This is a genomic window from Ramlibacter rhizophilus, from assembly GCF_004681965.1.
Classification (GTDB): Bacteria; Pseudomonadota; Gammaproteobacteria; order Burkholderiales; family Burkholderiaceae_C; genus Ramlibacter; species Ramlibacter rhizophilus.
The window spans coordinates 187,499-211,487 of sequence record NZ_SMLL01000004.1 but is presented as its reverse complement, the minus strand read 5'-3'; the positions used below and the strand labels follow the sequence as shown (position 1 = coordinate 211,487).

The 23,989-nt window shown below is 68.5% G+C and carries 23 protein-coding genes and 1 tRNA gene; 8 read left to right on the top strand and 16 right to left on the bottom strand.

Features of this window, described 5'->3' with window-relative positions:
* Positions 1–10: 10 nt before the first annotated feature.
* Positions 11–2,071: a molybdopterin-containing oxidoreductase family protein gene (locus tag EZ242_RS10945; RefSeq protein WP_135285198.1), complete on the bottom strand. Its 2,061-nt coding sequence runs from the start codon at positions 2,069–2,071 to the stop codon at positions 11–13.
* A gap of 98 nt (positions 2,072–2,169) precedes the next feature.
* On the opposite strand from EZ242_RS10945, the gene EZ242_RS10940 reads away from it, so the two are divergent.
* Both EZ242_RS10940 and EZ242_RS10935 read left to right on the top strand, forming a co-directional pair.
* Positions 2,170–3,366 carry a M20 aminoacylase family protein gene (locus EZ242_RS10940; RefSeq protein WP_135285197.1) on the top strand — a complete coding sequence of 399 codons (1,197 nt, stop codon included), beginning with the start codon at positions 2,170–2,172 and terminating at the stop codon, positions 3,364–3,366.
* Entirely contained in the window at positions 3,363–4,460 is a 1,098-nt protein-coding gene (locus EZ242_RS10935) for a M14 family metallopeptidase (protein ID WP_135285196.1), read from the top strand. The genes EZ242_RS10940 and EZ242_RS10935 overlap by 4 nt, the downstream gene beginning before the upstream one ends.
* 27 nt (positions 4,461–4,487) lie before the next feature.
* Here EZ242_RS10935 and EZ242_RS10930 read toward each other — a convergent pair whose 3' ends face one another.
* Together EZ242_RS10930 and EZ242_RS10925 are read right to left on the bottom strand one after the other, a co-directional pair.
* Positions 4,488–5,255, bottom strand: a complete 768-nt coding sequence (locus tag EZ242_RS10930; protein WP_135285195.1) for a type III pantothenate kinase — start codon at positions 5,253–5,255, stop codon at positions 4,488–4,490.
* 18 nt (positions 5,256–5,273) lie between these two features.
* On the bottom strand, positions 5,274–5,945 hold the full coding sequence (locus tag EZ242_RS10925) for a helix-turn-helix transcriptional regulator (protein ID WP_135285194.1): 672 nt from the start codon (positions 5,943–5,945) through the stop codon (positions 5,274–5,276).
* A gap of 136 nt (positions 5,946–6,081) precedes the next feature.
* On the opposite strand from EZ242_RS10925, the gene EZ242_RS10920 reads away from it, so the two are divergent.
* Both EZ242_RS10920 and EZ242_RS10915 read left to right on the top strand, forming a co-directional pair.
* Entirely contained in the window at positions 6,082–7,392 is a 1,311-nt protein-coding gene (locus EZ242_RS10920) for a sensor histidine kinase (RefSeq protein WP_240787052.1), read from the top strand.
* On the top strand, positions 7,389–8,366 hold the full coding sequence (locus EZ242_RS10915; RefSeq protein WP_135285192.1) for a response regulator: 978 nt from the start codon (positions 7,389–7,391) through the stop codon (positions 8,364–8,366). Before EZ242_RS10920 ends, EZ242_RS10915 begins: the two co-directional genes overlap by 4 nt.
* Positions 8,367–8,391: 25 nt before the next feature.
* Here the strand turns inward: EZ242_RS10915 and cqsA are convergent, their stop codons facing one another.
* Positions 8,392–9,678, bottom strand: a complete 1,287-nt coding sequence (cqsA, locus tag EZ242_RS10910) for an alpha-hydroxyketone-type quorum-sensing autoinducer synthase (RefSeq protein WP_135285191.1) — start codon at positions 9,676–9,678, stop codon at positions 8,392–8,394.
* Positions 9,679–9,836: 158 nt separating this feature from the next.
* The gene (gene secA / locus EZ242_RS10905; protein WP_135285190.1) at positions 9,837–12,635 is read right to left on the bottom strand and encodes a preprotein translocase subunit SecA; all 2,799 of its coding nucleotides are present in this window, start codon (positions 12,633–12,635) and stop codon (positions 9,837–9,839) included.
* Between the two features lie 196 nt (positions 12,636–12,831).
* Here secA and EZ242_RS10900 point away from each other — a divergent pair, with 196 nt between their 5' ends.
* Complete coding sequence (locus EZ242_RS10900; protein WP_135285566.1) at positions 12,832–13,152, top strand: DciA family protein; 321 nt, start codon at positions 12,832–12,834, stop codon at positions 13,150–13,152.
* A gap of 63 nt (positions 13,153–13,215) precedes the next feature.
* The gene (locus EZ242_RS10895; protein WP_167784711.1) at positions 13,216–13,590 is read left to right on the top strand and encodes a TraR/DksA family transcriptional regulator; all 375 of its coding nucleotides are present in this window, start codon (positions 13,216–13,218) and stop codon (positions 13,588–13,590) included.
* 9 nt (positions 13,591–13,599) lie between these two features.
* Here the strand turns inward: EZ242_RS10895 and EZ242_RS10890 are convergent, their stop codons facing one another.
* The 7 genes from EZ242_RS10890 to petA all read right to left on the bottom strand — a co-directional run bounded on the left by EZ242_RS10890 (position 13,600) and on the right by petA (position 19,115).
* The gene (locus tag EZ242_RS10890) at positions 13,600–14,862 is read right to left on the bottom strand and encodes a PP2C family protein-serine/threonine phosphatase (protein WP_135285188.1); all 1,263 of its coding nucleotides are present in this window, start codon (positions 14,860–14,862) and stop codon (positions 13,600–13,602) included.
* 51 nt (positions 14,863–14,913) lie between these two features.
* Positions 14,914–14,989, bottom strand: a tRNA-Thr gene (locus EZ242_RS10885).
* A 34-nt stretch (positions 14,990–15,023) separates the two neighbouring features.
* The gene (locus EZ242_RS10880; protein WP_135285187.1) at positions 15,024–15,548 is read right to left on the bottom strand and encodes a ClpXP protease specificity-enhancing factor; all 525 of its coding nucleotides are present in this window, start codon (positions 15,546–15,548) and stop codon (positions 15,024–15,026) included.
* Positions 15,549–15,595: 47 nt separating this feature from the next.
* The gene (locus tag EZ242_RS10875; protein WP_135285186.1) at positions 15,596–16,207 is read right to left on the bottom strand and encodes a glutathione S-transferase N-terminal domain-containing protein; all 612 of its coding nucleotides are present in this window, start codon (positions 16,205–16,207) and stop codon (positions 15,596–15,598) included.
* A gap of 107 nt (positions 16,208–16,314) precedes the next feature.
* Positions 16,315–17,082 (bottom strand): cytochrome c1, encoded by a 768-nt coding sequence (locus tag EZ242_RS10870; protein ID WP_135285185.1) that lies wholly within the window; start codon positions 17,080–17,082, stop codon positions 16,315–16,317.
* Between the two features lie 19 nt (positions 17,083–17,101).
* The gene (locus EZ242_RS10865; RefSeq protein WP_135285184.1) at positions 17,102–18,514 is read right to left on the bottom strand and encodes a cytochrome b; all 1,413 of its coding nucleotides are present in this window, start codon (positions 18,512–18,514) and stop codon (positions 17,102–17,104) included.
* Positions 18,515–18,518: 4 nt separating this feature from the next.
* Complete coding sequence (petA, locus tag EZ242_RS10860) at positions 18,519–19,115, bottom strand: ubiquinol-cytochrome c reductase iron-sulfur subunit (protein WP_135285183.1); 597 nt, start codon at positions 19,113–19,115, stop codon at positions 18,519–18,521.
* Positions 19,116–19,259: 144 nt separating this feature from the next.
* Between petA and mscL the strand changes: the two genes are divergently transcribed.
* Positions 19,260–19,700 carry a large conductance mechanosensitive channel protein MscL gene (mscL, locus tag EZ242_RS10855; protein WP_135285182.1) on the top strand — a complete coding sequence of 147 codons (441 nt, stop codon included), beginning with the start codon at positions 19,260–19,262 and terminating at the stop codon, positions 19,698–19,700.
* Here the strand turns inward: mscL and pdxA are convergent.
* Positions 19,697–20,719, bottom strand: coding sequence for a 4-hydroxythreonine-4-phosphate dehydrogenase PdxA (gene pdxA / locus EZ242_RS10850; RefSeq protein ID WP_135285181.1), 1,023 nt, complete (start codon positions 20,717–20,719; stop codon positions 19,697–19,699). The two genes, mscL and pdxA, sit on opposite strands and share 4 nt — an antisense overlap.
* Complete coding sequence (locus EZ242_RS10845; RefSeq protein WP_135285180.1) at positions 20,716–21,474, bottom strand: Nif3-like dinuclear metal center hexameric protein; 759 nt, start codon at positions 21,472–21,474, stop codon at positions 20,716–20,718. The genes pdxA and EZ242_RS10845 overlap by 4 nt, the downstream gene beginning before the upstream one ends.
* Before the next feature lie 96 nt (positions 21,475–21,570).
* On the opposite strand from EZ242_RS10845, the gene EZ242_RS10840 reads away from it, so the two are divergent.
* Complete coding sequence (locus EZ242_RS10840) at positions 21,571–22,707, top strand: S1C family serine protease (RefSeq protein ID WP_135285179.1); 1,137 nt, start codon at positions 21,571–21,573, stop codon at positions 22,705–22,707.
* A 4-nt stretch (positions 22,708–22,711) separates the two neighbouring features.
* Here EZ242_RS10840 and tatC read toward each other — a convergent pair whose 3' ends face one another.
* Both tatC and tatB read right to left on the bottom strand, forming a co-directional pair.
* Complete coding sequence (gene tatC / locus EZ242_RS10835) at positions 22,712–23,503, bottom strand: twin-arginine translocase subunit TatC (RefSeq protein WP_420821246.1); 792 nt, start codon at positions 23,501–23,503, stop codon at positions 22,712–22,714.
* Complete coding sequence (gene tatB / locus EZ242_RS10830; protein WP_135285178.1) at positions 23,503–23,976, bottom strand: Sec-independent protein translocase protein TatB; 474 nt, start codon at positions 23,974–23,976, stop codon at positions 23,503–23,505. The genes tatC and tatB overlap by 1 nt, the downstream gene beginning before the upstream one ends.
* Positions 23,977–23,989 lie beyond the last annotated feature (13 nt).

The window sequence follows — 23,989 nt, the reverse complement described above, 5'->3', positions numbered from 1 at the left end:
TTTCCAGTCCTCAGCTCGCCTGGACCTCGACCAGGCAGTCGTAGAACACCGGCCCGCGGCCCAGGTCCGTGAGCTTCTGGCTGGTGAGCTCGTTGACATTGGTTCCGCGCGGGCCGAGCTTGCGCCACCAGATGCCCAGGCCATGCACCACGCCGGGCCGGGCCCGCGTGGACACCTCGGCGCGGCAGTGGTAGCTGCCGCGGTCGTTGAACACGCGCACCAGCGCGCCGGAGGCGATGCCGCGCTGCGCCGCGTCCTCGGCGCTGATCTCCAGCAACGGCTCGCCCTCGATATCTCGCAGGCTGCGCAGATTGACGAAGCTGGAGTTGAGGAAGTTCCGCGCCGGCGGGGAAATCATGGCCAGCGGATAGCGCGCGTCGGTGCCGGCCGGCTCGTGGTTGGGCAGGTGGTCCGGCAAGCCGTCCAGCCCCTGGACCGCCAGCCGCTCGCTGAAGAACTCGCAGCGGCCGGAAGGCGTGGGGAAGCCGCCTTCGGCGAAAGGCGCATCGGGCACCGGCAGGGGCGCGAAGCCCTGGGCCAGCAACTGTGCGTAGTCGACCTCGCCGCCGAAGGCCATGCGGCACAGGGCTTCGTCGCTGTCGTCGAAGCACGCGTCGGTGAAGCCCATGCGGCGGGCCAGGCGGCGGAAGATCTCCGTGTTGGGCAGGGCCTGCCCCTGCGGTGCAATCGCCGGCCGGTTCAGGAGCACGTCGGTGTGGCCATACGCCGAGTGGATGTCCCAGTGCTCCATCTGCGTGGTCGCGGGAAGGAGGTAGTCGGCGTAGTCGGCGGTGTCGGTCTGGAACTGCTCCAGCACCACGGTGAAGAGGTCCTCGCGCGCGAAGCCGGCGACCACCTTGCCCGACTCCGGCGCCACGGCCACCGGGTTGCTGTTGTAGACCATCAGCGCCTCGATGCGCGGCCCGAAGTCGGGCGAAGCGTCGCGCAGCAGGTCGTCCCCGATGGTGCTCATGTTGATGGTGCGCGGAGCGCGTGCACCCAGCAGGTCCGGCCGCTGCAGGGCCGCGCGGTCCACCGGAAAACGGCCCGAGTTCGACAGCAGCAGTCCGCCGGCGCGGTGCCGCCAGGCGCCCACCAGCGCGGGCAGGCAGGCGATGGCCCGCGCCGCGTTGCCGCCGCCGCGCACCCGCTGCATGCCGTAGTTGAGGCGGATGGCGGCCGGGCTCGTGGTGCCGTAGTCGCGCGCCAGCCGGCGGATCTGCGCCACGTCCAGGCCGCAAACCTCCGCGGCGCGCTCGGGGCTCCAGCCCAGGGCGCGCTCGCGCAGCGCCTCCCAGCCGAGCGTGTGGCGGGCGATGTAGTCGTGGTCGAGCCAGTCGTGCACGATGAGTTCGTGCATGAGCGCCAAGGCCAGGGCCGCGTCCGTTCCCGGCCGCAGCGCTAGGTGCTCGTGGCATTTTTCGGCGGTTTCGCTGCGGCGCGGGTCGATGCACACGAGCCTGGCGCCGTCGCGCTTGGCCTGTTGCGCTAGGCGCCAGAAGTGCAAGTTGCTGGCGATCGAGTTGCTGCCCCAGATGAGGATGAGCCGCGCCTGCGCGAAGAACTCCACCTTCATGCCGAGCTTGCCGCCCAGCGTCTGCACCAGGGCCTCGCCGCCGGCGGCTGCGCAGATGGTGCGGTCCAGGCGAGAGGCGCCCAGCCGGTGGAAGAAGCGCGCGGCCATGCTTTCGCCCTGCACCAGGCCCATGGTGCCGGCGTAGCTGTACGGGAGGATGGCCTGGGGGTCGCGCGCGGCGATGGCGCCCAGGCGCGCGGCGATGTCGCCGAGGGCCTCGTCCCAGCCCACCGGCTCGAAGCGGCCGCTGCCCTTGGGGCCGCTGCGGCGCAGGGGTTGCAGCAGCCGTTGTGGATGGTGCACGCGCTCGGGGTAGCGCGACACCTTGGCACACAGCACGCCGTCGGTGGCCGGGTGTTCGGGATTGCCCTGCACGCGCAGCACCCGACCGTCCTGCACCGTGCTGACGAGGGCACAGGTGTCCGGGCAGTCGTGCGGGCAGGCGCCGCGCACCTGCAGGGGCGCAGATGCGGGCGAAAGGCTGGGGCGGCTCATGGCCCGAAGTCTAAGCTTCGTGAATGTCCCTATTCCCGCCCGCCGGTGCGCGGGTTCCAGCCCGGCTAGACTGGCGCATTCCCTCGAATACTGGCGGTATGAAGCTTCTCGATTCCCTCGTCACCCAGGCTGCCGGCATCGCCGCGATACGCCGCGACATCCACGCCCACCCCGAGCTGTGCTTCCAGGAGGTCCGCACCGCCGACGTCATCGCATCCAAGCTCACCGAGTGGGGGATTCCCATCCACCGCGGGCTCGGCCGTACCGGCGTGGTTGGCATCGTGAAGAACGGCACGAGCGAGCGCGCCGTGGGCCTGCGCGCCGACATGGACGCGCTGCCCATGCAGGAGTTCAACACCTTCGCCCATGCGAGCCAGCATGCCGGTCGCATGCACGCCTGCGGCCACGACGGGCACACGGCCATGCTGCTCGGGGCGGCACAGCACCTGGCGCGCCACCGCAATTTCGACGGCACGGTGTACCTCATCTTCCAGCCGGCCGAGGAAGGCGGCGGCGGCGCGCGCGAAATGATCCAGGACGGGCTGTTCGAACGCTTTCCGATGGAGGCGGTCTTCGGCATGCACAACTGGCCCGGCTCGCAGGTCGGCAGGTTCGCCGTCAGCGCCGGACCGGTCATGGCCTCGTCCAACGAATTCAAGATCCGCATCCGCGGCAAGGGCAGCCACGCCGCCCTGCCCCACAACGGCATCGACCCGGTGCCCATCGCCTGCCAGCTGGTGCAGGCCTACCAGACCATCATCAGCCGCAACAAGAAGCCGGTGGATGCGGGCGTGATCTCCGTGACCATGATCCATGCCGGCGAGGCCACCAACGTGGTGCCCGACAGCTGCGAGCTGCAGGGGACGGTGCGCACCTTCACCACCGAGGTGCTGGACATGATCGAGCGGCGCATGCGGCAGATCGCCGAGCACCTGTGCGCGGCGCACGACGCCACCTGCGAGTTCGAGTTCGTGCGCAACTACCCGCCCACGATCAACAGCCCGGCGGAGGCCGCCTTCGCGCGCGAGGTCATGGAATCCATCGTCGGTGCGCAGAACGTGGAAGTGCAGGAGCCCACCATGGGCGCCGAGGACTTCGCGTACATGCTTCAGGCCAAGCCGGGCGCCTACTGCTTCATCGCCAATGGCGAGGGCGACCACCGCGAAATCGGCCATGGCGGCGGCCCCTGCACGCTGCACAACCCGAGCTACGACTTCAACGACGACCTCATCCCGCTGGGCGCCACCTACTGGGTGCGCCTGGCCGAGGCGTGGCTCGCCCGCGAGCGCCCATGAGCGCCACCCGCGAGATCTTCTCGGCCAGCTACGCGCAGGCCCGCAGCCGGTTCCTCGAGGCCGCCGAGGCCGCGGGTGTGCCGGTTGAGTCGCACGCGCATCCGCTGCGCGGGCAGAACGGCGAAGCACTGGCCATGGACGTGGCGCGCGACGGACCGGCCGACGCGCAGGCGCTGCTGATCGTCTCCAGCGGCTGCCACGGGGTCGAGGGTTTCTGCGGCAGCGGCGTGCAGGTGGATGCGCTGCGCAGCGAGGCCCTGCGCGATCAGGCACGGCAACGCGGCGTGGCGGTGCTGTACGTGCATGCGCTCAACCCCTTCGGCTTTTCGCACCTGCGCCGTGTCACGCACGAGAACGTGGACCTCAACCGAAACTTCCACGACTTCGACCAGCCGCTGCCTGTCAACGAGCCGTATCGCCGCCTGCATCCGCTCCTGCTGCCCGAGACCTGGCCGCCTACGGCGGAGAACAGCCGAGCCATCGGCGACTACATCGCCAGCGAAGGCGAGGCGAGTTTCCAGGCCGCCATCACGCGCGGGCAGCACGAGTTTCCGGACGGGCTCTTCTTCGGCGGCACGGCACCCACCTGGAGCCAGCAGACCTTGCGCGCGGTCCTGCGCGAGCACGGCCGGCAGGCGCGACGCGTCGCCTGGATCGATCTGCACACCGGCCTGGGGCCGAGCGGCGTGGGCGAACGCATCTGGGCCGGATCGAACGACGCTGATGGCATCGCCCGGGCCCGACGCTGGTGGGACGGCGGCGGACGCACGCCCATCACCTCCATCTACGACGGCTCGTCCTCCTCGGCCTTCCTCACGGGCCTCATGTGGAACGCGATCTACGAGGAATGCCCGCAGGCGCAGTACGCCGGCATCGCGCTGGAGTACGGCACCGAGCCCATGATGGAGGTGCTCACCGCATTGCGGGGCATGCACTGGCTGCAACTGCACCCCGAGGCGCCGCAGGAACTGGCCGAGGCCATCCGCGCGCGCATGCTGGCGGCGTTCTACACCGACACCGACACCTGGCGTGAGCAGGTGCTGGCGCAGGCGCGCGAAGCCCTGGAGCAGGCCATCTCGGGCCTCGCTGGCTGAGGCGAAAGCCCGCCTCCGGGCCGCCGCTCACACCGGCGTGCGGTGGTGCGCGATCTCCAGCAGGCCGTCGAAGATCAGGCTTTCAACGAGTTCGACCGGCACGGTCATGGCCGGCGCCATCTTCCAGCCCGCGCCCCCCGTCATGTAGCAGCAGGGCTCGGCGCCGCAGTGTTCGCGCAGGTGCTGCACCATGCGCTGGACCGCGCCGGCAATGGCATAGGTGCCCCCGCTCGTGAGCGCATCGCTGGTGTTGGTCGGAAACCTGCGCACCTCGCCGGTGGGCACGTGCAGTCCCGCCGTGCCGGATTCAAGTGCGCGCAGCATGATGCCGTGCCCCGGCAGGATGAGGCCGCCGAGGAACTGGCCCTGCGCGTCGATGGCTTCCACCGTGACGGCGGTCCCCACCATAGCGACGATCAGCGGCCGCGCCGGGCCCCGGGTCAGCATGTGGTGCCGCGCGCCGATCATCGCCACCCAGCGGTCCGCACCCAGCCGCGTCGGATGGTCGTAGCCGTTGGTCAGGCCCGCCTCCGCGCTGCTGGCATGCACCCACTGCGGCGTGACCGCCCACAGCTCGTCCATCTGCTCGACCACCCGCAGCGTCACCGAGTCCCCGGCGACACAGCAGCCGAGCATGCGCGTCGGCTCCGGCAGCTCGCGCCAGGGACCATCGGCCAGCTTGTCGATGTGCTCCAGGAACTCGGCGCCCTGCGCCAGGATGCGTGCGCCGGGCCGGCCCTGCTCGTAAAGGGCCCATTTCAGGCGCGTGTTGCCCACGTCGATGCCCAGGAACATGCTGTCTCCTCACCCGATTCAGATGGCGCCGATCCAGCAGGCCCGCTGGATCGCCGCGAGCTTGTTGTCCACCCGCAACTTGGCCATCGCGTTGGCCAGATGGTAGTTCACGGTCCGTTCGGTGCAGTCCATCTGCATCGCGCTCTCCTTGGCCGTGAGGCCATTGAAGGCCAGCATGAGGCACTGCCGCTCGCGCGGGCTGAGCGTGGCGCGCTCCTGCGCGATGCAGCGTTTGACCACTGGCCAGACATTGAGCGTGGACCAGACCAGCGCGGCCGCCTCGCTGCGGTCGGACAGCTCGCGTGGGCTGAACATGAAGCATTCGAACGCACGCCCCGCGGGCAGGGGAAACTCCACCCGCACCATGGTCTGGTAGCCGTGCGCCAGTGCCAGGACGCGCCAGCGACTCGCGTTCACCGTGCCGGCGGCCTTGGCAATGTGCTGCCAGGCGACCAGCGGCGCGTCGGACTCGCGCCAGGGTGCGCCGAAGTCGGCGCTTTGCGCGAGCGCGTGCGCCGTGTCGCTCGCCAGGGGCGGATGGACGCACAGCACCTGCCGGTCTTCGTAGCTTCCGAAGGGATCGGGGCCGAGGACGGCGACCGCCTCGACTGAGAACTCCTTGAGCGCAGCCAGCCAGTCACTCAGGATCCCGTCCAGACTGACGCTGTCAAAGTTAACAGGATCCCCCATAAGCTGTGCCATTCCTCCCAGGTCGGCCGACACAATATCATTAGCCTCCGCCCCAGGCCAGACGCAGCCGTCCCGCGGAGCCACCTCTTGGGAGTTCATGCCAGCAGCGTTCTGGAACCGTTGGAGCCGATCGACGATGCGCGTGCGTTCCGGGCGCGATGCGCTCAAGCCGCTCCTCGAGCCCATGCTCGAGCCCATCCTGCATCCCTCGCAGTGGCGCATTCGCGCCTTGTGCATCTCCATCGTCATCGGCCATCCGCTCTTCTACGTCATCTGGACGCATTTCCTGCCGCAGCCCTACGAGAGCCTGTGGCAGCGGCTCGCCGTGAGTGCGCTGGGACTGAGCCTGCTCGTTTCCCCGCGTCTGACGGCCGTACCGCCCTCGCGATTCGCCGTGACGGTCATCACCCTCGTGTTCTGGGCGACGCTGCCGCTTTACTTCACCTGGATGTATTTCTGCAACGGTCGGAACGCGGTGTGGTTCGCAACGCTCGCGGCCATGTTCCTGATCTACTACCACGTCACCGACTGGCGCGTGGCCACCATCGGCATCGCGGCGGGCCTGGGGGGTGGCTGGCTGCTTTTCGCGCTGTTCGGGCCCACGGTGCAGCCCCTCACGCTGGAGGAGAGCCTCACCCATGCCGTGGTGTTCTCGTTCTGCTGGTACATGGGCCTGATGCTGGGGCTGTCGTCCAGCAACCTGCGGCGCGAGCAGATCAAGCAGGCCCTGGGCACCATGGGCATCATGGCCCACGAACTGCGCACGCCCCTGGCCACCATGGCCCTGATCGGCGACGCGGTGCGCAGCACGGCCGCGACCGCCCCCACCGAAGCGACAGGCCTGGAGCAGCTTGCCACTCGACTGCATGCGCTGGTTCGCAACATGAACCGGCAGATCGACATGCAGATCACCAACGCCCAGCTCATGCACCTGCCGCCGCAGACGGAACTGGTGAGCGCAGCGTCGCTGATCCGCAAGGCGGTGGCCGCCTTTCCCTACCGTAACGAGCGCGAGCGCGAATGCGCGCAGGTCCGCGTGGAACGCGACTTCGAGTTCAACACCTCGGAAGCCCTGTTCACCCAGGTGATCGACAACCTGGTGAAGAACGCGTTGCGCGCGCTCGCAGCCACCCCCGCGGCCCGCAGCCCCGGGGATCTCGTGCTGTCGGTGGACCTGGAAGGAGGCACTGGCGTGATCCGCGTCACCGACCGAGGCGTCGGCATCAGTGAGCGCGCCATGTCCCGCTTGTTCCAGCCTTTCGTCTCAAGCAACCAAGGCACCGGGCACGGGCTGGGCCTGGCGTTCTGCCAGCGGGTCATTCTCGCGGCCGGCGGCACGATCAAGGTTCACTCTGTGCCCGGTGAGGGCGCAGAATTCGTCATCCGGCTGCCGGCGCGCAATCGCTTCCCGATCAAACACCCGACGCTCAAGCGGTCCATTTCATGAGTTTCCAACTATTCCGACGGCCCGGTTCGGTGGTCATCCTGGACGACGATCCGGACTACCTGGACATGCTGGCGCTGGTGTTGCCCAAGCACTGGCACCTGCGCCTGCACCTGCGCCCGGGGCGTTGCATCTACGGCCTGCACCGCGAGCCCCCGCTGTGGGAGATCGACGCCTGGAACCAGCAGCAGATCGTGGACCGCTGGCGCCAGGGCGCGCCGCTGGTGCCGCAGATCCTGGCCTACTGGGCCCGTACGCCCGAACGCTTCGCGCTGGCGCGGGTGTGCGTGGTCGACTTCTCCATGCCCGGCATGGACGGCCTGGAGGTGCTGGGTGAACTGACGGAGTGGCAGGGCGCGCGGGTCATGCTCACGGGACAGGCCGACGAACAGATCGCGGTGCGGGCCTTCAACCGGGGCCTCATCGATCAGTTCATTCCCAAGCAGCTGCCCGACATCTCCAGGCGCCTGATCGACGCCGTGGAATCGCTCCTGGCCAATGCGCATCCGCGCCATTCGCAGATCTGGCGCGCCACGCTCAGCCCCGACCAGAACGCCTCCCTCAAGCTGCCCGGGGTCGAGCAGGCCCTGCAGGAGTTCGCAGCCACGCGCTGGGTCGAGTGGATTGCGATCGGCGCTCCCTTCGGAATCCTGGGCATGGACGACGCCGGGAACGTGAGCTGGCTGCAATTGGAGCCGCGCGAAGGCCTCAATGCCTTGGCCGAACTCGCGGCGCTGGAGCACCTGGACGAACCGGCGCTGGCCGAGATCCGGCAGGGGCGCTCGCTGGTCAACCTGGAGCTGCGACAGGCTCTGGGCATGACCGGCCCGTGCGAGCCGGTGGCGGCTTTCTCCCTGGGGGAAAGCAGTCCGCTGGTCGCGGCCCTGTTTCCCGTGCCGGCGAGCGTGCTGCCGGCACCGGTCCTCGGCTACCAGGCCTGGATGGCCGACCAGGGGCCGCGGCACGTGGAGGATTGATCGCGGCCCGGCCCGGCCGGCAGCCTCACGCCGGCTCGCCGCGACGCTGGCGACGGGCGATCGGCCAGTCCCAGGGCTTGACCAGCGGCGCGATCTCGGCGGCGACCCGCTCCACGTGCGTCATCTCCGCGTCGGTCAGACCCGCACCGAGCGTCAGGCGCACCATGGCGCGATTGCGGCTTGTGGCCGGCGCGCAGAACACGGCACCGAAGACGCCACGCGTTTCCAGCGCGTCGCGCAGGGCCACCGTATTGGATTCCGTGCCGGCCTCCAGCGAGATGATCTGTTCCGTGCCCTGGTGGATGGGGTAGCCCAGCGCCACCAGCCTGTCGCGCAGGCGGCGGGTGTTGCGCATGAGCTGCTCGCGCGCGAGATCGCTGCGCTTGATCACCTCCAGCGTGGCGGCCAGGCCTGCCACCTCGTGCGGCAGCAGACAGGAGCTGAAGATGTTCGGAAAGCTGTTGGACATGAGGTAGTAGCGCATCTCCTGCGGCACCGTGAAGAAGCCCGCACGGCCGGCAAAGGCCTTGGCCAGGCTGGCCGAGATGAAATGCACGCGCTCGGTCAGTCCCAGGGCCGCGCACAGGCCCCGCCCCTCGGGGCCGTGCGTGCCCAGGGAATGGGATTCGTCCACCAGGATCATGGAGCCGTTCGCCTCCACCACGTCCACGATCTCCTCGAGCGGACACAGGGCGCCGGTGGTGCTGTAGACGGAATCGACCACGACCAGGCCCGGGCCGTGCCGTTCCATCATTCGGGCAAGGTGCCCCGGGTCGTTGTGCCGGAAGGCGTGCGCCGGGGCGCCCGAGGCGCGCACGCCCTCCCAGAGCGACATGTGCGCAAGGCTGTCGAGGTACACCGGCGTCTCGCGGTCGGCCACGACCTGCAACAGGCCCAGGTTGGCGGTGTAGCCCGATTGGCAGAGCACCCCGCCCTCGTGGCCGATCCAGGCGGAAAAAGCCTTCTCGAACTGGTTGGTGGGCGAGCCATTGAGCTGGAACACGCCCGACTGGACCACGAAGTCCTCGTTGCGGCGCAGCGCATCGATCTGCGCCTTCACGATGTCCGGATGACCCGTGATCCCTAGGTAGTCATTACCGTCCAGGCGCACGGCGTCAGGGCCGGGGGTCTCGCCATTCGTGACAAACTTGCCACCCCATTCTTTTTCGTACCGCGGAAGAAAATCCGTGGCGATCCGCCCGCGCAGGCGCGCTGATAAGGGCGCACTGCGGCGAGGCGCTGAGGCGGCAACCGAGTTGTTATCAGCAGCGGCGCTGCGGGAGGGGCGAACAGGGGCAAGGTTCTCGGTCATGGAAATTTCTCCGGATTGGCAAACTGCTCATTGAAGAGTCAGGGAGAAATTTCCAGGGGCGAACCCCTGTCAGGACTTACAGGCACCGGAACGGATCGTTACAAAACTTCCGGTTGAGTTCTGCTAGGCAAAGCGAGCGGCCGCAGCGACCGCCGCGGTCAGTTCAGCTTGCCGTGGCACTGCTTGTACTTCTTGCCGCTGCCGCATGGGCAGGGGTCATTTCTCCCGACCCGCGCCACGGCGGCACCGGCACCGGCACCGGCACCGGCGGCCGCCGCCCCGTGTCGCGCCGTGCGCTCGTCCACCAGCGTTTCGACCTCGCCGGTCTCGGTCGGGGCGGAATAGGTGACGTTCAGGATCTGCTCCGCGCGCTGCTCCATGTCCTCGGCGGCTTGGTCCAGTTGTGCGCCGGACTGCACCCGCACCGTCATCAGGATGCGGGTGACCTCGTTCTTGACCGAGTCGAGCAGCTGCCCGAAGAGCTCGAAGGCCTCGCGCTTGTATTCCTGCTTGGGCTGCTTTTGCGCGTAGCCGCGCAGGTGGATGCCCTGGCGCAGGTAGTCGAGCGCCGCCAAGTGCTCGCGCCAGTGGGTGTCGATGCTCTGGAGCAGGACCACGCGCTCGAACTGCGTGAAGTTCTCGGCGCCGATCTGCGCCACCTTGGCCGCGAACTGCTCGTTGGCCGCACCCAGAACGCGCTCCAGCACGTCCTCGTCGGTCATGGCGGTGGCGGCCTGCACTTCCTCCTGCAGCGGCAGGGCGATGCCCCACTCGTCGGCCAGCGTCCTCTCCAGGCCGGGCAGGTCCCACTGCTCCTCGACCGACTCCGGCGGCACGTACTGGTGGACCAGGTCGGTGAAGCAGCCATCGCGCAGCGCGGCGATCTGGGCCGACAGGTCCTGCGCGTCCATGATGTCGTTGCGCTGCTGGTAGATGACCTTGCGCTGGTCGTTGGCGACGTCGTCGTATTCGAGCAGCTGCTTGCGGATGTCGAAGTTGCGGGCCTCGACCTTGCGCTGCGCGCTTTCGATGCTGCGCGTGACGATGCCGGCCTCAATGGCCTCGCCCTCGGGCATCTTCAGGCGGTCCATGATGGCCCGGACCCGGTCGCCGGCAAAGATGCGCATCAGCGGATCGTCCAGGCTCAGGTAGAAGCGCGAGGAGCCCGGGTCGCCCTGGCGGCCCGAGCGGCCGCGCAGCTGGTTGTCGATGCGGCGCGACTCGTGGCGCTCGGTGGCGATGATGCGAAGCCCGCCCAGCGAGACGACGCGCTCGTGGTCCGTGTTCCACTGGGTGCGCAACTCGGCCGCCCGCGCCTGGCGCGCCGCCGGGTCCATGCCCTCGTCGGCCTCCACGGCCTCGACCACTTTTTCGATGTTGCCGCCCAGCACGATGTCGGTGCCGCGACCGGCCATGTTGGTGGCGATGGTGACCATCTTCGGCCGCCCCGCCTGCGCGACGATCTCGGCTTCGCGGGCGTGCTGCTTGGCGTTGAGCACCTGGTGCGGCAGCCCCGCCTGCTGCAGCAGGCCCGAGATGATCTCGGAGTTCTCGATGGAGGTCGTGCCCACCAGGACCGGCTGCCCGCGCTCGTGGCATTCGCGGATGTCCTCGATGGCGGCCTGGTACTTCTCCCGCGTGGTCTTGTAGACGCGGTCGAGCTGGTCCTCGCGGCGGCTGGGCCGGTTGGGCGGGATGACCACCACTTCCAGGCCGTAGATCTCCTGGAATTCGTAGGCCTCGGTGTCGGCCGTGCCCGTCATGCCGGACAGCTTGCCGAAGAGGCGGAAGTAGTTCTGGAAGGTGATGGAGGCCAGCGTCTGGTTCTCCGGCTGGATGGGCACGCCTTCCTTGGCCTCCACGGCCTGGTGCAGGCCTTCGCTCCAGCGCCGCCCGGACATGAGGCGGCCGGTGAACTCGTCCACGATCACCACCTCGGGCGTCCCGTCCTCGCCCGGCTGCACCACGTAGTGCTGGTCGCGGAAGTACAGGTGGTTGGCCCGCAGCGCCGCGTAGAGGTGATGCACCAGCGCGATGTTGGCCGGGTCGTACAGCGTGGCGCCCTCAGGGATGAGTCCCAGGCCCGAGAGGATGCGCTCGGCGGTCTCGTGGCCGCGCTCGGTCAGGAACACCTGCCGTGTCTTCTCGTCCACCGTGAAGTCGCCGGGCTTGGTGACCCCCTCGCCGGTGCGCGGGTCGGCCTCGCCTTCCTGGCGCACGAGCTGCGGCACGATGCGGTTCATCGCGATGTACAGCTCGGTCTGGTCCTCGGCCTGGCCGCTGATGATGAGCGGCGTGCGCGCCTCGTCGATCAGGATGGAGTCCACCTCGTCGACGATGGCGTAGTGGAGGCCCCGCTGCACCCGGTCGGCGGTCTCGTAGACCATGTTGTCGCGCAGGTAGTCGAAGCCGAACTCGTTGTTGGTGCCGTAGGTGATGTCGCTGCGGTAGGCGGCCTGTTTGTCCTCGCGCGCCATCTGCGGCAGGTTCACGCCCACCGTCATGCCCAGGAAGTTGTAGAGCTTGCCCATCCACTGGGCATCGCGATTGGCCAGGTAGTCGTTGACGGTGACCACGTGCACGCCCTTGGCGGGCAGCGCGTTCAGGTACACGGCCAGCGTGGCCGTGAGCGTCTTGCCCTCGCCGGTGCGCATCTCGGCCACCTTGCCGTTGTGCAGGGCCATGGCGCCGAGCAGCTGCACGTCGAAGTGGCGCATCTTCATGACGCGCTTGGAGCCCTCGCGCACCACGGCGAAGGCTTCGGGCAGCAGGGCGTCCAGCGTCTCGCCCTTGCCGAGGCGCTCACGGAATTCCTGCGTCTTCGCGCGCAGGGCCTCGTCGTCGAGCTTCTCGAGCTCCGGCTCCAGGGCGTTGATGCGATCGACCGTCTTGCGGTACTGCTTCAGCAGTCGATCGTTGCGGGAACCGAAAATCTGGGTCAGGAAGTTCTTGGCCATGAATGCGATGCTGCCCTGCCGACCCGCATGAGCCCGGCAGGGCAGCGCAACCTCTCGTTGAGCATGAGATGGGTCCGCGCCCGGGCAATGCAAGCATCACGAGCCCCGAACGCAGGAAGCCGATGATTTTAGCCCCGCCCCGCTGGCCCCGCCCATAATGGGTGGACCCTTGCGATCCGCCTTGCGCCTGCCTTCCATGCCACCCGAGCCGAGCCGGCGCCGACACGCCGTCACCCTTCAACAAGCCGCGCAGGAAGCGCCCGCCCTCGCGCGGCTGGCTTCGCTGGTGCGCGCCTCCTCGCAATGCCTGGAGGCCATCCAGCCCATGCTGCCGCCCGGGCTGAAGGCCAGCGTCAAGGCCGGTCCGCTGGACGGCGGCACCTGGTGCCTGCTGGTCGCGAGCAACGCCGGTGCCGCCAAGCTCAGGCAGCTGCTGCCGACCCTGCTGGAGCAGCTGCACCGGCGCGGCATGGACGTGTCCAGCATCCGCCTGAAGGTGCAGGCCGACCGGCACTGAGCCGACGTTGGCCGACATACGGCCCTGTGAAGGGCGCCTATGCTGGTCGGGAAGGAATTCGCCATGTCACTCGACCCATCCAAACTGAGCGAACTGGACCAGCTGCTGCAGTCGCGCGAGGCCGAGCTCGCCGCCGCCGCGCATGCCTCGCGCGAGGAATTCGCCACCCCGGGCAGCCACGGCTGGCCGGAGGTCAAGGACTCGGTGGAGGACGGCGACGCGCGCATGATGGATTCGCTGGACCTCATGCAGCTGCAGCGGCAGGAAGCCGAGCTGTCCCAGGTTCGCGCCGCGCGCCAGCGCCTGGCCGAGGGCAGCTACGGTACCTGCGAGGACTGCGGGCGCGACATTCCCTTCGAGCGCCTCAAGATCGTGCCGACCGCGCGCTACTGCGTGCAGGACGAAGAGCGGCGCGAGAAGGCCGCGGCCGCGCGCTGACCGAAACGCTCATTCGCCCGCTGCATCGCGGCGCACCAGCACCAGGGTGACGTCGTCCTCCTGCTCGCGTCCGGGGGAAAACGCCTGCAAGTCTTCCAGGAGTTGCAGCGCAAAGGCCGGCAAGGGTGCCCGGGCATGCGCCCGCACGGCCTGCATGACGCGCTCGCGGCCGAACAGCTCGCCCTCTTCGTTCGCCCATTCGTACACGCCGTCGGACAGGAGCAGCAGCCAGTCGCCCGGGCCGAAGGAGAGTTCGACCACGGCCACCGGCTCGTCCAAAAGGTCCGCGCCCATCGGAAAGCAGTTCGGCCGGTGGAGGTCGAAGGCCTCGGCCGCTGCGCGGTAGTGCAGGATCGGCCCCTGGCCGCCGCTGATGAAGCGCAGCCGGTGCTCGGCGGGATCGAGCAGGCCGACGAAGGCCGTGACGAAGTGCGCTTCCGGCAAGGTCTCGGCCAGGCGGTTGTTCACCTGCACGAAGCTGCGCTCCAGGCTCACGCCCAGGCCCAGTGCCATCCGCAGCATGGCCTGCATCTGCGTCACGGACAGCGCCGGCGCGATGCCGTGGCCGGTGGCGTCCGCCAGCAGGACCAGCAGTTTCCCGTCCACGCGAGCCAGGTCGTAGGTGTCGCCGCCGGTTTCGGCGGCGGGCCGGAAGCTCGCATGCAGGCTGTAGCCGGGGAGCTCCGGCAGCATCCGGGGAAGCGCGCTGGTCTGCACGATGCGGGCTGCGGCCAGCTCCTGGCGCACCCGCTCGGCCTCGACGAGTGCAGCCACGGCGCGCGCCCGTGCCAGCGCCACGGCACACTGCGCGGCCAAGGCCTCGGCCAGGTCCAGGTCGGCCGCCTCGAAGGCGCCGCCGTGCTGGTTGAGGACCTGCATGACGCCCACGAGGTCCCCCTTCGCATCCGACAGCGGCAGGGTCAGGCTGCAGCGGGTGCGAAAGCCGCTCGCGCGGTCCAGCGTGGGGTCGAAGCGCGGATCGGCGTAGCAGTCCGGCACATTGATGGCCCGGCGTTCGCGGGCACAGGCGCCGATCAGGCCCACGCCCATGGGGACGCGGGCATGGGCCAGGCCCTGCGCGGTCTCGAGGACCAGGTCGCCGCTGGCCGGATCCAGCAGCCAGACCGAGGCGCGCTCGGCCTGCAGCACGCCGCAGGCCGCCAGTGTCACCTCGCCCAGCATGTCGAGCAGCTCGAACGGGGCGGCCAGGCGGCGCGTCACCCGGAGCAGTTGCTCGAGCTGTTCACTGCTCAGGCGGGACTCGGCGCTCATGCGACTCCAGGCGTTCAGGCGCGGACGCAGGGGCCGCCCTCGCGGGATGGCTGGTGCCGGTTATCGGATTCGAACTGATGACCTCCCGCTTACAAGGCGGATGCTCTACCAACTGAGCTAAACCGGCGCTCGGAAAATTCTATGCGGCCGTGCCGGCCGCGTCACTTGATGCGCTTGAGGGCCGGGCGTGGACCCGGCTTGCTGGGCTTGGGCGGTTCGGGATCATCCTCGCCCCTGCCTGGCGCGGGCGGGTCGGCAGGTACCAGCTGCACCGGGCGCTCGGCGGGGTCCGCCTCCGCGCCGGCCGCCGCCACGCTCGTGAGCGGCGTCGGGCGGCTGGTGGAGACGGCCGGCTCGGCACCCGGGCCCGCGACCGGAAAGGCCATGCCCTGCCCGTTCTCGCGCGCATAGATCGCCAGCACCCGGTTCACCGGCACCATGATCTCGCGGGCGCTGCCGGCAAAACGGGCCTTGAACTCGATGAATTCGTTGCCCAGCTTGAGCGAGCTGGTGGCGTCGAAGCTGATGTTCAGCACGATCTCGCCGTTCTTGACGTATTCGCGCGGGACCTGGACGCTGTCATCGACCAGCACCGCGACATAGGGCGTGAAGCCGTTGTCGGTGCACCAGTCGTACAGGGCCCGGATCAGGTAGGGCCGGGTCGAGGTGGATTCGATCGCGTTCATGGATGGATGGCGTCCGGGCGTTGCCGCGCCAGGCGCGGCAGCGTCGCTTACTTGCGCATCACCTTCTCGGAGGGCGTCAGCGCCTCGATGTAGGCCGGGCGCGAGAAGATGCGCTCGGCGTACTTGAGCAGTGGCGCGGCGTTCTTGGACAGCTCGATGCCATAGTAGTCCATGCGCCACAGCAGGGGCGCGATGGCGACGTCCAGCATGGAGAAGTTGTCGCCCAGCATGTACTTGTTCTTGAGGAACACGGGCGCGAGCTGGGTCAGGCGGTCGCGGATGTGGGTGCGGGCCTTCTCGAGCAGCTTCTCGTTGCCCTTGGAGGCGCGCGACTCCAGCGTGGTGACGTGCGCGAAGAGCTCCTTCTCGAAATTGAGCAGGAACAGGCGCACGCGCGCACGGTCGACCGGGTCGCCCGGCATGAGCTGCGGATGCGGGAAACGCTCGTCGATGTACTCGTTGATGATGTTCGACTCGTACAGGATCAGGTCGCGCTCGACCAGGATCGGCACCTGCCCGTAGGGGTTCATCACGTTGATGTCCTCGGGCTTGTTGTAAAGATCGACGTCGCGGATCTCGAAATCCATGCCCTTTTCGAACAGGACGAAACGGCAGCGGTGGGAGAACGGGCAGGTGGTTCCCGAGTACAGCACCATCATGAGGGTGGCTCCTTGAAATCGAAAAGAGTGGGCACGCCCCTGGCGTCCCACTCCGAGTTGTCGTCAGCGCGGCGCGGTGGCGCGCCAGCGCGCATCAGGACCGCGAATCAGCGGACATTCTTCCAGAAAGCGGCATTGAGCCGCCAGGCGATGAAGGTGAACAGGCCGAGGAACAGCATCACCCAGACGCCCACGCGCACGCGCGTGTTCTGCGCCGGCTCGGCCATCCACTGCAGGTAGTTCACCAGGTCGGCCACGGCGCTGTCGTACTGCAGCGGGGTCATGGTGCCGGGGGTGACCTGGCGCCAGCCGCGGAACACCTGGGTCTCATGGCCGTGTGCCATCACCGTCTCGAGCACCGGCTCGCGCATGCCCTGGAGCTGCCACAGCGCGTGCGGCATGCCGATGTTGGGGAAGGCGAGGTTGTTCCAGCCGGTGGGCTTGGTGGGGTCCGGGTAGAAGGTGCGCAGGAAGGTGTAGAGGTAGTCCGCACCGGTGCCGCCGTGTCCAGAGCGCGAGCGGGCGACCAGGGTCAGGTCGGGCGGATTGCCGCCGAACCATTCCTTGGCCTGCTTGGGATCGATGGCCGCCTTCATGGTGTCGCCGACCTTGTCGGTCGTGAACAGCAGGTAGTCCTTGATCTGCGCCTCGCTCAGGCCGATGTCGGTCAGCCGGTTGTAGCGCATGAAGGCCGCCGAATGGCAGTTGAGGCAGTAGTTGACGAACAGCTTGGCGCCGTTCTGCAGCGACGCGAGGTCGTTGGTCTTGATGGGCGCCTTGTCCCAGGCGATGCCTTCGCCAGCCGCCTGCGCGGGGCCTGCCAGGCCCAGCGCCATCGCCACCGAAGCAATCAGGAAGGAGATGGTTTTTTTCATGACTTCAGGTGTGCGGGGCTCAATGCGCGGCGAAGGTGATGCGCTCGGGCACGGGCTTGAACTGCCCGAGGCGGCTCCACCAGGGCATCAGCAGGAAGAAGGCGAAGTAGAACAGCGTGCCGACCTGCGAGACGCGCTCGCCGATCGGTGACGGCGCCTGCACGCCCAGGTAGGCCAGGACCACGAAGTTGACGACGAAGACGCCGTACACCCACTTGTGCCAGTCCGGGCGGTAGCGGATCGAGCGAACCGGGCTGTGATCCAGCCAGGGCAGGAAGAACAGGATGATCACGGCGCCGCCCATCACCACCACGCCCCAGAACTTGGCGTCGATGGCGAGCATGACGGCGACGCCCACGGCGGCGACCACCACGATGGCCGCCTTGACCACGGCCGGCAGGCGCCCGCGCAGCACGGCGAAGGCCGTCGCCAGCACGACGATCAGCACGAGCGCATACATCATCTCGGTGGTGATGGCGCGCAGCATCGAGTAGTAGGGCGTGAAGTACCACACCGGGGCGATGTGGGCCGGCGTCTTCAGCGGATCGGCCGGGATGAAGTTGTTGTACTCCAGGAAGTAGCCGCCGAACTCGGGCGCGAAGAAGATCACCGCCGAGAACACCAGCAGGAACACCGACACGCCCATGATGTCGTGCACGGTGTAGTACGGGTGGAAGGGGATGCCGTCCAGCGGCCGGCCTTGCTCGTCCTTGGGCGCGTTGGGGCCCTTGATCTCGACGCCATCGGGGTTGTTGGAGCCCACGTCGTGCAGCGCCAGCAGGTGCGCCACGACCAGGCCCAGCAGCACCAGCGGCACGGCGATGACGTGGAAGCTGAAGAAGCGGTTCAGGGTGGCGTCGCTCACGACGTAGTCGCCGCGGATCAGGATGGCGAGGTCGGGACCGATGAAGGGAATGGCGGAGAACAGGTTCACGATCACCTGCGCGCCCCAGTAGGACATCTGGCCCCAGGGCAGCAGGTAGCCCATGAAGGCTTCGGCCATGAGCACCAGGAAGATGGCGCAGCCGAACACCCACACCAGCTCGCGCGGCTTGCGGTAGCTGCCGTAGATGAGGCCGCGGAACATGTGCAGGTACACGACGACGAAGAAGGCCGAGGCGCCGGTGGAGTGCATGTAGCGCACCAGCCAGCCCCAGGGGACGTCGCGCATGATGTACTCGACCGAGGCGAAGGCCATGCTCGCGTCGGGCTTGTAGTGCATCACGAGGAAGATGCCGGTGACGATCTGGATGACCAGCACCAGCATCGCCAGCGAACCGAAGAAGTACCAGAAATTGAAGTTCTTCGGCGCGTAGTACTCGGACATGTGCGTCCTGTACCCGGCGAAGGCCGAGGGGAACCGGTTCTCGAACCAGTTCGCGGCCTTGGCGCCCATGCTGGCGTTCGGGGAGATTTCCTTGAATTCAGCCATGTGATCAAGCCTTCGCGTCTTCGCCAATCAGCAGCTTGGAGTCCGAGATGTACATGTGCGGCGGCACCTCGAGGTTGTCCGGCGCGGGCTTGTTCTTGAACACGCGGCCCGCCAGGTCGAAGGTCGAGCCGTGGCAGGGGCACAGGAAGCCGCCCTGCCAGTTGTCCGGAAGCGAAGGCTGGGGACCGGCCTGGAACTTGTCCGTGGGCGAGCAGCCCAGGTGAGAGCAGATGCCCACGCCGACGAAGACCTCGGGCTTGATGGAGCGGTGCACGTTCTGCGCGTACTCGGGCGTGGGATAGGCCACGCGCTTGGAGAAGGGATCGGCCAGCTCGTCGTTGAGCTTGGCCAGCGTGGCCAGCTGCTCGGGCGTGCGCTTCATGATCCACACCGGCTTGCCGCGCCACTCGACAGTGATCTTGTCACCGGGCTGCAGCGCGGAGATATCGACTTCGACCGCCGCACCCGCTGCCTTCGCACGCTCCGAAGGTTGAAAGCTGCTGACGAACGGAACGGCGACGAATGCGCCGCCCACCGCGCCCGCGCAGGTGGACGCGATCAACCACGTCCGCTTGCTGGCGTCCACTGGGGTGTCACTCATGGGGGTCCTCGAGGGATTCGCTAGGTTAAGGTCAACCCGCGATTGTAGCGGAGCGTATCCCGGCACCTCCCCCGGAAGACAGGCGCGCCGACTCGGACATTTGGAGGGATACTGCCGGCCTCGAAGTCATCAGGCACGGACACCATGGGCATGCTGAAGGAGTTTCGTGAGTTCGCGGTCAAGGGCAACGTGATCGACCTCGCGGTGGGCGTGATCATCGGCGCCGCCTTTGCCAAGATCGTCGACTCGCTGGTCAAGGACGTGATCATGCCGCTGGTGAGCGCACTGGTCGGGCGCATCGACTTTTCCAACAAGTTCATCGTGCTGGGCAGCATTCCCGAAGGCGTCGCCCGCAACCTGCCGGACCTCGCGCGCGCCGGCGTCCCGGTGCTCGCCTGGGGCAACTTCGTCACCGTGGCGGTGAACTTCCTGATCCTGGCCCTGGTGATCTTCCTGATGGTGCGGCAGATCAACCGCCTGCGCCGGCGCACGGCCGAGCCCGCGGCGGCGGTCCCCAGCGCACCGCCGGAGGACATCGTCCTGTTGCGGGAGATCCGCGACAGCCTGCGCAGCGGCGCTCGCTAGGCCTCCAGCATCGAGCGCGCCACCCGGATCGCCTCCAGCAGGCTGGCCGGGTCGGCGCGGCCGGTGCCGGCGATGTCGAAGGCGGTGCCGTGGTCCGGGCTGGTGCGCACGAAGGGCAGGCCCAGCGTCACGTTCACCCCGTGCTCCAGGCCCAGGTACTTCACCGGGATGAGGCCCTGGTCGTGGTACATGGCCACCACCACATCGAACTCCCGCAGGCCGCGCGCGCGCATGAAGATCGTGTCCGGCGGCCAGGGCCCGCTGGCCTGGATGCCTTGCGCCTGCGCCGCCTGCACGGCTGGCGCGATGGCCTCCTGCTCCTCTCGCCCGAAGAGACCACCCTCCCCCGCGTGCGGGTTGAGCCCCGCCACCGCGATGCGTGGGGGGCGCCCGAGCGCACGCGCCAGCGCCTCGTGGGTGATCTGGAGGGTCTGCACCACGTTGGCCTGCGTGACCGCCTCGATCGCCTCGCGCAGCGACACGTGGATGCTCACGAGCACCGTGCGCAGCTCGTGGCTGGCCAGCATCATGCGAACCGGCACCGGGTGGCCCCGGTGCGCAGCCGCCTCCTGCGCCAGCAGCTCGGTGTGGCCCGGCTCCTCGAACCCGGCGCGTGACAGCGCCTCCTTGTTCAGGGGCGCGGTGACCACGGCATCGACTTGGCCGGCGAGCGCCGCCCGGGCGGCCCAGCTCACCGCGTCGTGCGCCATGCGGCCGGCGCGCGCGTCCACCTGGCCCCAGGGCACCAGCTGCCCGGCGGCCGGGCCGACCTGCAGCAGCGGCAGGCAGCCCGGCGGCAACGCATGCACCTGCGCCGGCTGCTCGATCTCGGCGATGGGCAGCGGGATGCCCCCTGCCGGCGTGGCCGCCGCGCAGGCGCGGCGAAGGTGGGCCAGGTCACCGGCGACAAAACAGCCGCGGGTGAGCTCGGGCGCCGAGCGGAACGCCTGCGCCAGGATCTCTCCGCCGATGCCGGCCGCGTCGCCCATGGTGAGCGCGAGGGTGGGCGCCGCGCTCATGCCGGGTTGGGGATGTCGATGAACACGTGCTCGAGGTCCAGCCGCGCCGCCACATGCGCGGCCACGGCGGGTGCGCCGTAGCGTTCGCTCGCGTGGTGGCCGCAGGCGATGAAGGCAACTGCGCATTCACGTGCGTAGTGCGCCTGCGGCTCGGAGATTTCGCCGGTCACGAAGGCCTGCGCACCGGCGGCGATGGCGGCCTCGAAATAGCCCTGGGCGCCACCGGTGCACCAGGCGATGCGCGAGATCTCGCCGCCGCCGCCATCGACGGCCACCACCGCACGCCCCAGGCGCTGCTCGATGTGCGCTGCCAGCTCGCGCGCGCCGGCGAAAGCCGTCCCCGCCTCGGGCGCGCCGATGAAGCCCAGGTCCTGCTCGCCGAAGCGCGCGTCGGCGCGCCAGCCGAGCCGCACGCCCAGCTGCGCGTTGTTCCCCAGCTCGGCATGGGCGTCCAGCGGCAGGTGGTAGGCGAAGAGGTTGATGTCGTGGGCCAGCAGGCGGGCCAGGCGCTGCTTCATCCAGCCGGTCACGCGGCCGTCCTGGCCACGCCAGAAGAGTCCGTGGTGAACGAAGAGCACATCGGCGTCGGCCTCGATGGCCGCCTCGATGAGCGCCAGGCTGGCGGTCACGCCCGAGACGATCCGCCGCACCTCGCGGCGCCCCTCGACCTGCAGGCCGTTGGGCCCGTAGTCCTTGAAACGCTCGGGCTGGAGCAGCTCGTCGAAGGCGGCAAGAAGGGCTTGGCGGTCGGCCATCGGATTCGGAAGCGAAAAGCGCGATTGTGAACCCGGCCCGCCCCCAGGGCAGGCGGGGTCTTCTACACTCCTCTGTCTTTGTTTCCGCTTGCGTTCATGCGTCGCTACTGGCTCGTGTTTTCCCAGGCCGTCACCGTGCTGCTGGCGGCCTGGTTCGTGGTGGCCACGCTCAAGCCCGAGTGGCTGGGCCGGCCCTCGGTCGATCGCGCGACGGGCGTCTCGCTGATCGAGGCGCCGCCCGCACCACCCGGCGTCGCCCCGCCGGGAAGCCTGCGCGCGGCAGCCCAGAAGGCGTCTGCGGCGGTGGTCAGCATCAATACTTCCAAGGCCAGCGGCGCCGGCCCGCAGGGCAACGACCCCTGGTTCCGGTTCTTCTTCGGGGAGCGGGGGCTGCAGCCGCAGGCGGGCCTGGGCAGCGGCGTCATCATCAGCCCCGAGGGCTACATCCTCACCAACAACCACGTCATCGAAGGCGCCGACCAGATCGAGGTGGTGCTCAACGACAGCCGCAGCACGCGGGCCCGGGTGGTCGGAACCGACCCGGAAAGCGACCTGGCCATCCTCAAGATCGACCTCGACCGCCTGCCCGTCATCACGCTGGGCAATTCCGACGCGCTGCAGGTGGGCGACCAGGTGCTGGCCATCGGCAACCCCTTCGGCGTCGGCCAGACGGTGACCAGCGGCATCGTGAGCGCCCTGGGGCGCAACCAGCTGGGCATCAACACCTTCGAGAACTTCATCCAGACCGACGCCGCCATCAACCCCGGCAATTCCGGCGGTGCGCTGGTGGACGTGAACGGCCAGCTGCTGGGCATCAACACTGCCATCTATTCGCGCTCGGGCGGCAGCATGGGCATCGGCTTCGCCATCCCGGTGTCCACCGCCAAGATGGTGCTCGAGTCCATCGTGCGCGACGGCGTGGTGCGGCGCGGCTGGATCGGTGTCGAGCCGGCCGATCTCTCGCCCGACCTGAAGGAAACCTTCGGCATCAAGGCGCGGCGCGGCGTGCTCATCACGGGCGTGCTGCAGGACGGCCCGGCGGCGCAGGCCGGCATCCGGCCCGGCGACGTGATCGTCCAGATCAACGAGCGGGAGATCGCAAGCGTCTCCGAGCTCCTCACCCAGGTGGCGGCCCTCAAGCCCGGCACCCCCACCCGCATGCGGCTGCAGCGCCGCGACGACGCGCTGGACCTCACGGTGACGCCGGGGCTGCGGCCCAGGCCGCAGCGCTAGCTTCTCAGCTCCCCGCCTCCGTCGCGCCCTCCTCATCCGGCGCCTTGGTGTGCTTGATGAAGAGTTGCGCCGCCCAGATGCCCACCTCGTAGAGCAGGATCATGGGAATGGCCAGGGCCAGCTGTGACACCACGTCGGGTGGCGTGACGATGGCCGCGATGATGAAGGCCAGCACGATGAAGTAGCTTCGGAAGGCCCGCAGCTTCTCGACCGACACCACGCCCATGCGGGCCAGCACCACCACCACGATCGGCACCTCGAAGGCGAGGCCGAAGGCCAGGAACATGGTCAGCACGAAGCTGAGGTAGGCCTCGATGTCAGGCGCGGCCGTGATGCTCTTGGGCGCGAAGCTCTGGATGAAGGTGAAGACCTGCCCGAAAACGAAGAAGTAGCAGAACGCCACCCCGATGAAGAACAGGAGGGTGCTGGAGATGACCAGCGGCATGACCAGCTTCTTCTCGTGGCTGTAGAGCCCGGGCGCCACGAAGGCCCAGACCTGGTAGAGCACCACCGGCAGCGCGATCATGAAGGCCGTCATCAGCAGGATCTTCAGCGGCACGATGAACGGCGAGATCACCGAGGTGGCGATCAGCGTCGCACCGGCCGGCAAGGTGGCCGTGAGCGGTGCGGCCAGGATGTCGTAGAGGGCTGCGGGCCCGGGCCACAGTGCGAGGCCACCCGCGACCACGCCCACGGCCAGCAAGGCCTTGATCAGCCGGTCCCGGAGCTCGACGAGGTGAGCGACGAAAGGTTGTTCGGTACCGGCGAGCTCGTCTTCTTTGTTGGGGTCGGCCATCAGTTGAACTTCTTCGGCCGGTAGCGGGCCACCCGCGCCGCGCCCGACAGCGCTCGCGTGCGCACGCCGTTGCGGGCCTTGTACCAGTTGGGCATCGCGCCTTGCTTGATGCGCCACTTCTTGCGGGGATTGCGGTATTCGGGGTAGCTCGGCGGCACCTCCAGCGAGGGCACCGGGTCGGTGCTGTCGAAGGAGGCGGCCGCCTCGTTGAACTCGCGCTCGATGTCCGAAGCCGTGCCCCCGATGGAGCTTTCGACGTCACGCGCCGCGGACTCGACCGTGTCCTTCATCTTGCGCAGTTCGTCCAGCTCCATGGAGCGGTTGACTTCCGCCTTGACGTCGTTGACATAGCGCTGGGCCTTGCCAAGCAGCGTGCCCACCGTGCGCGCCACGCGCGGCAGCTTCTCCGGCCCGATGACGATCAGCGCCACCGCGCCGATCAGCGCCATCTTCGAAATGCCCAGGTCGATCACAGGCAGCTCCGTC

Excerpts from the sequence above, each read along its gene's own strand:
- EZ242_RS10945 (WP_135285198.1), bottom strand. The coding sequence starts at position 2,071 with ATGAGCCGCCCCAGCCTTTCGCCCGCATCTGCGCCCCTGCAGGTGCGC.
- EZ242_RS10940 (WP_135285197.1), top strand. The coding sequence starts at position 2,170 with ATGAAGCTTCTCGATTCCCTCGTCACCCAGGCTGCCGGCATCGCCGCG.
- EZ242_RS10935 (WP_135285196.1), top strand. The coding sequence starts at position 3,363 with ATGAGCGCCACCCGCGAGATCTTCTCGGCCAGCTACGCGCAGGCCCGC.
- EZ242_RS10930 (WP_135285195.1), bottom strand. The coding sequence starts at position 5,255 with ATGTTCCTGGGCATCGACGTGGGCAACACGCGCCTGAAATGGGCCCTT.
- EZ242_RS10925 (WP_135285194.1), bottom strand. The coding sequence starts at position 5,945 with ATGGGGGATCCTGTTAACTTTGACAGCGTCAGTCTGGACGGGATCCTG.
- EZ242_RS10920 (WP_240787052.1), top strand. The coding sequence starts at position 6,082 with ATGCGCGTGCGTTCCGGGCGCGATGCGCTCAAGCCGCTCCTCGAGCCC.
- EZ242_RS10915 (WP_135285192.1), top strand. The coding sequence starts at position 7,389 with ATGAGTTTCCAACTATTCCGACGGCCCGGTTCGGTGGTCATCCTGGAC.
- cqsA (WP_135285191.1), bottom strand. The coding sequence starts at position 9,678 with ATGACCGAGAACCTTGCCCCTGTTCGCCCCTCCCGCAGCGCCGCTGCT.
- secA (WP_135285190.1), bottom strand. The coding sequence starts at position 12,635 with ATGGCCAAGAACTTCCTGACCCAGATTTTCGGTTCCCGCAACGATCGA.
- EZ242_RS10900 (WP_135285566.1), top strand. The coding sequence starts at position 12,832 with ATGCCACCCGAGCCGAGCCGGCGCCGACACGCCGTCACCCTTCAACAA.
- EZ242_RS10895 (WP_167784711.1), top strand. The coding sequence starts at position 13,216 with ATGTCACTCGACCCATCCAAACTGAGCGAACTGGACCAGCTGCTGCAG.
- EZ242_RS10890 (WP_135285188.1), bottom strand. The coding sequence starts at position 14,862 with ATGAGCGCCGAGTCCCGCCTGAGCAGTGAACAGCTCGAGCAACTGCTC.
- EZ242_RS10880 (WP_135285187.1), bottom strand. The coding sequence starts at position 15,548 with ATGAACGCGATCGAATCCACCTCGACCCGGCCCTACCTGATCCGGGCC.
- EZ242_RS10875 (WP_135285186.1), bottom strand. The coding sequence starts at position 16,207 with ATGATGGTGCTGTACTCGGGAACCACCTGCCCGTTCTCCCACCGCTGC.
- EZ242_RS10870 (WP_135285185.1), bottom strand. The coding sequence starts at position 17,082 with ATGAAAAAAACCATCTCCTTCCTGATTGCTTCGGTGGCGATGGCGCTG.
- EZ242_RS10865 (WP_135285184.1), bottom strand. The coding sequence starts at position 18,514 with ATGGCTGAATTCAAGGAAATCTCCCCGAACGCCAGCATGGGCGCCAAG.
- petA (WP_135285183.1), bottom strand. The coding sequence starts at position 19,115 with ATGAGTGACACCCCAGTGGACGCCAGCAAGCGGACGTGGTTGATCGCG.
- mscL (WP_135285182.1), top strand. The coding sequence starts at position 19,260 with ATGGGCATGCTGAAGGAGTTTCGTGAGTTCGCGGTCAAGGGCAACGTG.
- pdxA (WP_135285181.1), bottom strand. The coding sequence starts at position 20,719 with ATGAGCGCGGCGCCCACCCTCGCGCTCACCATGGGCGACGCGGCCGGC.
- EZ242_RS10845 (WP_135285180.1), bottom strand. The coding sequence starts at position 21,474 with ATGGCCGACCGCCAAGCCCTTCTTGCCGCCTTCGACGAGCTGCTCCAG.
- EZ242_RS10840 (WP_135285179.1), top strand. The coding sequence starts at position 21,571 with ATGCGTCGCTACTGGCTCGTGTTTTCCCAGGCCGTCACCGTGCTGCTG.
- tatC (WP_420821246.1), bottom strand. The coding sequence starts at position 23,503 with ATGGCCGACCCCAACAAAGAAGACGAGCTCGCCGGTACCGAACAACCT.